Source organism: Skermanella sp. (genome assembly GCF_059503625.1).
On sequence record NZ_JCACHA010000890.1, the window covers coordinates 1 to 7,804 of the forward strand.

Annotated in this window: 4 protein-coding genes; all 4 read right to left on the minus strand. The window is 66.3% G+C overall.

Annotation, left to right across the window (positions count from 1 at the left end):
* Positions 1–850 (minus strand): TIGR00366 family protein (locus tag AC5JJ6_RS32405; RefSeq protein WP_496045999.1); only part of this gene is annotated, 850 nt, incomplete at its 3' end.
* A 126-nt stretch (positions 851–976) separates the two neighbouring features.
* The gene (locus AC5JJ6_RS32410) at positions 977–3,367 is read right to left on the minus strand and encodes a PAS domain-containing protein (RefSeq protein ID WP_496046000.1); all 2,391 of its coding nucleotides are present in this window, start codon (positions 3,365–3,367) and stop codon (positions 977–979) included.
* A gap of 207 nt (positions 3,368–3,574) precedes the next feature.
* Entirely contained in the window at positions 3,575–6,685 is a 3,111-nt protein-coding gene (locus tag AC5JJ6_RS32415) for an efflux RND transporter permease subunit (protein WP_496046001.1), read from the minus strand.
* A partial coding sequence (locus tag AC5JJ6_RS32420) for an efflux RND transporter periplasmic adaptor subunit (protein ID WP_496046002.1) occupies positions 6,682–7,804 on the minus strand: 1,123 nt, incomplete at its 5' end. The genes AC5JJ6_RS32415 and AC5JJ6_RS32420, both read right to left, overlap by 4 nt.

Genomic DNA, 7,804 nt, shown 5'->3' on the forward strand with positions numbered 1-7,804 from the left:
GGAGCAGGATTCCGAGGAAAAGGAAGATGAAGTTGACGATGTTCAGGTTCAGCGCCAATCCCTTGTCGGCCACGTAGAGCCCCATGAACAGCAGCCCGAGCAGCCCTACGGCCCAGGAGATCACGCGGCTCTGCTCCAGCCAGTCGGCGGGACGCCCGATGCGGCCGGCGTCTTCCGGTTCCATGTCGACCAGCTTGTCCGGATCGACGTGGACGGGCCGGCCGCCATGGCCTAGCATCAAGCGGTTGGTCAGCGGGATCAGGATGAACAGCGCACCGACGATGATCAGGTTGTAGCTGCTGAAGATCGTCTGGCTGGCCGGCACGATCCCGATCAGCTTCTCCGTGAAATGGCCGGGGGTGGCGATGGTCAGGGGAACCGAGCCGGACAAGCCGCCGTGCCAGATCACGAAACCGGAATAGGCGCTGGCGATCAGCAGCCGGTAATCCACATCGGGAACGGCGCGGGCGAGCTGCCGGGCGAACAAGGCGCCGATGACGAGGCCGAAGCCCCAGTTGATCCAGCTCGCCGCCAGCGACACCAGCGTGACGATGACGATCGCCTGACTCGGCGTCTTCGCCAGCCTTGCGATGGCGGAAAGCATCCGCCGGAAGAAGGGCGTGCTGGCCAGCACGAAACCGGTCACCAGCACCAGCACCATCTGCATGGCGAACTCCAGCAGCTGCCAGAACCCGCCGCCCCAATAGCGCGCCATGGCGAGCGGCGACGCGCCCTCGAACAGGATACCGGCGGCGTAGACGAGCACTGTCAGCAGCAATACGAGAACGAAGGGATCGGGCAGATACCGCTCGACCAGGCTTGTCGACCAGTTGGTGATTGCGCCGAGCATTCTAGTCTCCCCATCGCCGTTTCGATCTTTACGCCACCGTGCCGATATGGTCGGCCGATACAGTCATTCGTCGGCAATGAACCCGTTGCGGCAGCGGAAGTTCAGGACGGGGATTGCGTTTTGCGGTTATGGACGCCGGGCATCGGCGCCGAGCGCCGGCTGTGCAGCCTGCGGACCGGCGTTGTCCGCGATGAGCTTGGTCAGTTCGCGGACAAGCTTTCCTGCCGCGACCGGCTTCGAGAGGACCGGTACATCGTCCATGATGCCTTCGGCATGGTTCAGGTCCTGATAACCTGTACAGAACAGGAAGGGGATGCCCCGGCTTTTCAGGGCCTCGGCGATCGGGTACGCCGGACTTCCGAACAGATTGAGATCGAGCATGGCCGCGTCGGGAAGGCTTGTCCGCAGCAGGTCGATCGCCTCCCCGACCCGCGCCGCCGGACCTATGACGGTGAAGCCGGCCTCCTCCAGCGTCTGCGCGGCAGCCAAGGCCGTGATCGCTTCATCCTCCACCACCAGGATGGAATGGCCGGCGGGAGGTGGCGGGCTGGTCGCAGCCTCCGGGGCGGGCTCCGCTGGTGCGCCGACCACGCCGCCCACCGTGAAACAGTCCTCCGGGTACGCCATGGTGCAGCACAAGCCGTCGCGACGCCAATCGAGTTCGAGCCGCCCGTCCAGTTGACGCCCCACCACCTGCTCGATCATGACCATGCCGAAGCCCCTGCCCTTGGGCGGTTCCGCAAGGGCAGGTCCGCCTTCCTCGCGCCAGACCAGGGTGAGTTCCCGCGGATCGTTTCCGAGAGACCATGTGACGGCCAGCCGGCCTCCGTCCGCCGCCAGGGCGCCGTACTTGGCGGCATTGGTCGCGAGTTCGTGGAGCACCAATGCCACTGCCTGGGCCGCCTCCGGCCTGAGCGCCAGTGCCGGACCCCGGATATCGACGCGGCGCCGCGTGGAGAACGCCGCCAATTCACGGCTGATCAGGTCGCCGAGCATCACGCCCGACCAGCGGCTGGCCGAGAGCAGCGAATGGACCCGCGCCATGGCATTGATCCGGCCTTCCACCGCCTCCGCAAAGGTGGCCGGATCGTCGGCACGGGACAGGTAGAGGATCGACTGGACAACCGCCAGGGCGTTCTTGGCCCGATGGTCCACCTCCCGCATCAGCAGGTGCAGCCGCTCCTCCGCCTCTCTCATGGCCTGGATGTCGGTACAGGTGCCGACCCACCGCTCTATAGTGCCGTCATCGTTGCGTTGCGGTATCGCACGGCACAGGAACCAGCGCCAGCCACCGTCGGAACGCCGGAACCTGTACTCCGCCTCGTATATCGCTCCGGATTGCACGGCACGGTCCCAGAGACAGGCGGCTCGATCCCTGTCCTCGGGATGGACCACGGCATGCCAGCCGGCGCCGAGCAGATCCTGCGCCTTCGATCCGCAATATTCCTGAAACCGTGGATTGGTGTAGATATTGGCGCCAGCCGAGTTGGTGACGAACAGGAGCGCGGGCATCGATTCCGCCAGCGTTCGGAACTGTGCCTCGCTCCGTGCCAGGGCCGCTTCGCCCGCCGCCGCCCGAGCGTGAAGGCGCGACAGGTTGTCCAGCGTCCGGCGGCTCGTCGCTGCGCTGAGCAGTGCCCCGATCAGGACGACCGCCAGGACGACTCCGCCTGCGACCGCTCCCCATACCGCATACTCGCCGAACCGCGCCGGTGCTCCGACCAGCGACGCCGGCGCCATGACGGCCACGCGCCATCCCGGTGCTATGGCCGCAGCCACGGCGATGCGGTAATCCGAGCCATCGGCCATGCTGACCGTGCCGGTCATGGTCCCTGCCCCCGGCAGCGGGTCCGCCAAGGGCGTGCCGACCGGCTTACCCACCGTCGTTTCCGCATCCGCCGAGTGGCCGACCACGATACCGTTCGCGTCGACGACCAAAGCGGTCCAGCCGGCAGGCAATTTTTGTTCGCGGAGTACCCGTGAGAAAAGCGTGGGCGCGGCCGGAGCAACCAGGGTGTATCGTACAAGGCCATTGCGAAATACAGGGACGCGGAATGCCGCTCCGAGCGTGCCGCTCGCTCCGGGAGCGAGGTTTCCGACGGCAGGACGGCCGCTTTCGAAAACCGTGCGCACGCTGTCCAGGTCGTGCACGGGAGGAAGCGGCTGTTCAGGTCCCAGGCGCTCGTTGAAGACCTGCCGGCTGTCGTCCGTAACGATGATGTTCAGCCAATGGGGATGCCGGTCGATCAAGCGCCGGGCCTCGACCCGGAAGGAAGTCCAGTTTCCCGAATCGAGGGAGGATGAGGCCGCCAATCCCTCGAGGCGCCCGGTTTCCTGCCCGACATACAGGCTGATGGCCATCTCGGCGGCGACTGCGTTCTGTTCGAGCATCTCCTCGATAGCGGTCGTCCTCTCGACGCTCAGCATTCTCAGGAACGCGGCCCCGAGGAGGATGAGCGGCAGAAGACCGGCGACCAGGACAAGCTTGAGAGGAAGACGGCTCGATGCGGTGTGCAATACGTCTCCCGGTTTTTCGTCTTCAGGCGAAGCTTTGGGGGGCAGCCTGTCTCCGTGGCCGTTCAAGGCTTCTGCGCTCCTGCGATGGAGATTTTCAGCAGCACCTTATCCTGCCGCCGATGGAAAATCGATCCTGCCGTTGTACTGGCGGCAGCACCTCAACCCCAGGCTCATGGCATGATGCGGAGAGCGACGGGTTGATCCAAATCACTCGGCAGGCTGATGCTTGGTTTGCCGAAGCGCCCTGAGCTGACCGCTCAGCTCTTCCGCCACCGCATTGGCGGGGCGGGTGTAGCGGGCCAGCAGATCGTAGAGCACGGGTGTCACGAACAGCGTCAGCAGCGACGCGACGCTCAGCCCGCCGATGATCACGGTGCCGATGGCGATACGGCTTTCGGCCCCGGCGCCGCTTGCCAGTATCAGCGGCACCGATCCCAGAACGGTCGAGAGGACGGTCATCAGGATCGGCCGGAAGCGCAGGGCCGAACCTTCGGTGATGGCCTGCCGGACATCCATTCCTTCCGCCCGCAGCTGATTGGCGAACTCGACGATCAGGATGCCGTTCTTGGCCATCAGGCCGATCAGCAGGACCATCCCGACCTGGCTGTAGATGTTGAGCGACAGCCCCGCCAGCGCCAGCGCGCCGAGAGCGCCGGCAAGCCCCAGCGGCACCGACAGCATGATGATCAGCGGATGGATGAAGCTTTCGAACTGGGCGGCCAGCACCAGGAAGACGATCAGCAGGGCTATCCCGAAGGTGATGGCGATCCCACCAGACGTTTCCAGGAACTGCTGGCTCTGGCCGGTGTAGCTGAGGCGTCCTTCGGGCGGCAGTTCCTCTTCCGCTATCGCGTTGATGTAATCTATCGCCGATCCCAGGTCGTAGCCGTCGGCGAGCGAGGCCGAAACGGTGATCGAAGGCAGGCGGTCGTAGCGCAGCAGTTCGGGAGGGGCGGCGAGTTCGTCCAGCGTCACCAGCGCGTTGAGCGGCACCAGCGCGCCGTCCTCCCCGGAGCGGACGAAGATGTTGGTCAGGTCGGCGGGGGTTTGCCGGTCGGTGTCGCGGGCCTGGAGGATGACCGGATAGACCCTGCCCCTGTCGATGAAGTCGGTCACCTCGCGCGATGCCAGCATCGTCTGGAGCGTTCCGCCGATCTGCTCAATCCCGATTTCCAGATCGTCGGCCTTCCGCCGATCGATCCGCACGTTGAACTGGGGCCGGGTCGCTTCGAAATCGGTTTCGACGTTCTGAAGTCCCGGATTCTCCGCCGCACGTTCGACGATCCGGTCGGCCCATTCCTGGATGACCTCGTAGTCCTGACCGCCGATCACGACCTGGAGCGGCGCGCTGCTGCCCCGCTGGCCGAGCGCCGCCGGATTGACGGGAAAGGCGCGGACGCCGGGGATGCCGGCGACACCGGGAATGATCGAGTTGACGATCTCCCGCTGGCTGCGTTCCCGTTCGCCCCAGTCCGACAGCCCGACGACGACGAAGCCCCGGCCCGGCTGGTTGCGGAAGCCCACGATCGTGAACACGCGCTGCGCCTCCCCGGAGGCCTGGAGCGGGGCCAGGACATCCTCGATCCGGGCGATGTTGGCGTCGGTGTAGCCGGCGGTGGCGCCTTCGGGGGAGGTCACCGGAATGAAGAAGACGCCCCGGTCCTCGGTCGGCGTCAGCTCACGCGGCAAGGCGTCGTATAGAAAGACCGTGCCGGCGGAAATCACCCCCGCGACCGCCAGCACGACGACCGGCGCCCGGATCGCACGGTCGAGCATGCGGCGATAGCCGTTGGCCATGCCGTTGAAGGCACTCTCCAGCGACCGCCCGATCCTCCCCGGTTTCTCGGTGCCGCGCAGCAGCTTGGAGCACAGCATCGCGCAGAGCGACAGCGCCACGAAGGTCGAGATCGCGACGGCCGCCGCCATGACCAGCCCGAATTCGGCGAAGAGGCGGCCGACCTGCCCTTCCAGCGTGGAGATCGGCACGAACACGGCGATCAGGGTCAGCGAGGTCGCGATAACGGCGAATGTCACCTGCCGGGTTCCCAGGAAGGCCGCCGCCAGCGGCTTTTCACCGGCCTCGACCCGGCGCTGGATGTTCTCCAGCACCACGATGGCGTCGTCCACCACCAGCCCGATGGCGAGCAGCAACGCCAGCAGCGTCAGGATGTTGATCGAGAAGCCGAAGGCATAGATGAAGGCCAGGGTGCCGATCACGGCGACCGGAATGGTGACGGCGGGCACGATCGTCGCCCGCACGGAGTGCAGGAACAGGAAGATCACCGCGATGACCAGCAGCACCGACATGCCGAGCGCTATCACCACTTCCTCGATGGACTGGGAAATGAATAGCGCGTCGTCGGAGCTGACCATGATCGACATGCCCTCCGGCAGCGTCGGCTTCAGCGCATCCAGTTCCGCGCGGACCTGATTGCTGACTTCGATGGTATTGGCCTGCGACTGCCGCAGGACGCCGAGGCCTACGGCGGCTTCGCCGTTGGACCTGACGATGGAGTCGTCGTCCTCGACACCCAGTTCGACCTCCGCCAGATCCCGCAAGCGAATGGGATAGTTGCCAGCCTGGGCCACCATGATATCGCGGAATTCCTCCGGGCTGGTCAGCCGGGTGTCGGTTCGCACGGTGAACTGCCGGGAGATCGATTCCAATTCGCCCGCCGGCAGTTCCACGTTGTTGCGCCGGAGCGCCGCCTCGACATCCGCTACCGTCAGGTTCCGGGCGGCGAGGGCTTCGCGGTTCAACCAGATCCGGATGGCATAACGCCGTTCGCCGAAGACTTCGACCTGCGCCACGCCGTTCAGGACGGACAGGCGGTCGACGATGAAGCGGCTGGCGTAGTCGTTGATGTCGGCGGGCGTCATGCGGTCGCTGGTGACCGCGATCCGCAGGATCGGCTGGGCGTCGCTGTCTGTTTTTACGATCTCGGGCGTGTCCGCCTCGTCCGGCAGGTCGACCAGGACGCGGCCGACCGCATCGCGGACATCGTTGGCGGCCTGATCGATGTCGCGCGACGTGACGAATTCCACCACGATCCGGCCGCGCCCCAGCCTGCTGGAGGACCGGATGCTGCGAATGCCGTCCACGCCGCTGATGGCGCCTTCCAGAACCTCGATGACCTCGGTGTCGATGATCTCCGGTGCGGCGCCTTCATAGGTCGTCGTGACGGTGACGACGGCGGTATCGACGTCGGGAAGTTCGCGGACCGGCAGCCGCAGCAGGGCCGCGATGCCGATCACCACGATCAGCGCGCTGAGGACGATGGCGAGGACCGGACGCCTGATGCTGAAATCGGAGATCATGGCGCCCGTTCCGCCACGCTGCCCTCGGAGGGCGCTTTGCCGGGCGGCTCCGACAGGCGGACGGGAGCGCCGGAGCGCAGCCGTTGCAGTCCGGCCGTCACCACGCGGTCGCCGGACGTCAGACCTTCCACGACCTCGACCTCGCCGACGCGGCGCTGGCCGATGCGAACCTCGATCCGCTCCGCTTTCGGTTCAGCCGGGGTACCGGCGATCCGGTAGACGAAGGTGGAGCGGCCCTCGGCCATGACGGACTCTTCCGGTATCAGGATGGCGTCCGGCCGGGTCGTCAGGGTGATGCGGGCCAGCATGAACAGCCCACCGGGGAGGCCGGCGTCGGAATTGGGCAGCTCGGCGCGCACCCGGAACGACCGGGACACGGCATCGATCCTGGTGTCGATGGCCGCGACCTGCCCGGCGAAGACGGTATCGGGAAAGGCGGTGCTGGTCGCCTCGACCGTCTGGCCCAGGCGGATCGCTCCGAAGAACCGTTCCGGCACCTGAAACTCCAGCTCGATCACGGACAGGTCGTCGAGCCGGGTCAGGACGGTGGTATCGGTGATGCGGGCGCCGACATCGACCTCCCTCAGTCCGACCACGCCGCTGAAGGGGGCGTTGGTGGTGCGGTCGCGCAAGCGCTGCCGTTCGGCCGCGACGCGCGCTTCCGCAGCCAGGAAGGCCGCTTCCAGCTCATCGACGCGCGCCTCGGACACGGCCCGGCTGGTGACGAGCTGCCGCGCCCGATCCAGCTGCACGCGGATATCCGCCAGTTCCGCTTCCGCTCCGGCCAGATTGGCCTGCTGGATGCCGCGGTCGAGCCTGACCAGCGGCTGGCCCTGCTCGACCCGCTGTCCCGTCTCGAACAGGATTTCGTCGATCCGGCCGCTGGCGTCGGCGATCACGTCGATCGACTGGATGGGCCGGGTCGTGCCGACCGCCTCGATCACTTCCGCAATCTCGCCCAGCCGGACCTCGGCGACCTCCACCTTTACCGCCGATGGAGCCGGCCGGGATTCGGCTCCATTGCCGCCGGTCGGGGACGAGGTGACAAACCACCAGATACCTCCGGCTGCGGCAATAAGCGCCAAGACGATGACGATCTGGCGAACCATGGTCATTGAG